The 932-nt window shown below is 71.5% G+C and carries 1 protein-coding gene; it reads right to left on the reverse strand.

The genetic code is table 11. The annotated features are described in order from the left end of the window. Positions 1-55 precede the first annotated feature (55 nt). Positions 56-931, reverse strand: coding sequence for an XdhC family protein (locus tag VTU_RS25960; RefSeq protein ID WP_010102001.1), 876 nt, complete (start codon positions 929-931; stop codon positions 56-58). Position 932: the final 1 nt, after the last annotated feature.

Genomic DNA, 932 nt, shown 5'->3' on the forward strand with positions numbered 1-932 from the left:
TGATGCGCCCACGGGGAGCCGCCCGCCCTGCCCTGCCCCAAGGACACAGGGCGTCCTAGCGCGTTGCGCAGACCTGCGCCCCGGGGTCGTTGTGCGCGAGCTCGCGCTCGTTCTTCGCCTGCGCCACTTGCACGTCGCGCGGCAGGCGCACGCCGTTTTTGACCGCAAGAATTTCCGCCATCACGCTCACGGCGATCTCGGGCGGGGTCTTGCTGGCTATGTAGATGCCGATGGGGCCGCGCAGCCGCGCCAGGCCCTCGCTGGTCTGACCAAAATGCCCGATCATGCGCGCGCGGCGCGCCTCGTTGTTGCGCCGCGAGCCGATGCCGCCGACGTAGAAGGCGTCGCTGCCGAGCGCCTCGAGCAGCGCCAGGTCGTCGAGCTTGGGGTCGTGCGTGAGCGCCACCACGCAGCTGCGGCGGTCCGGTTGGAAGGACTGCACCACGTCGTCGGGCATGCCGCTGACCAGGCGCGCGCCGGGCACGCTCCAGCTCCTGCGGTACTCCTCACGCGGGTCGCAGACGGTCACGGCAAAGCCGTTGAACAGGGCCATGGTCGCGAGGTACTCGGTCAGTTGCCCGGCGCCGATGAGCAGCATGCGGTACTCGGGCCCAAAGGTGTTGCTCAGTTGCTGCGCGTCCAGCGCCAGGTCTGCCGCGGCCGGCGCGGCAGACAGGGTGACCGCGCCGTCGGCCAGGCGCACGCTGCGCTGCACCAGGCGTCCGGACCCGAGCAGCGCCAGCAGTTCGGCGAGCCGCTGCGGATCCGGGTCGTATTCCAGCAGCAGTTCCAGCGTGCCGCCGCAGGGCAGACCAAAGCGGTGGGCCTCGTCGGCGCTGACGCCGTACTTCAGGAACGCCGGCGGCCCACCGGGGATGCCACCCGCCACCGGGGCCTGCGCGGCATGGGCGCTGCTGTAGCGCGCGATCAGG

It is taken from the genome of Verminephrobacter aporrectodeae subsp. tuberculatae At4 (assembly GCF_000193225.1).
In the GTDB taxonomy this organism is placed as follows: domain Bacteria; phylum Pseudomonadota; class Gammaproteobacteria; order Burkholderiales; family Burkholderiaceae_C; genus Acidovorax; species Acidovorax aporrectodeae.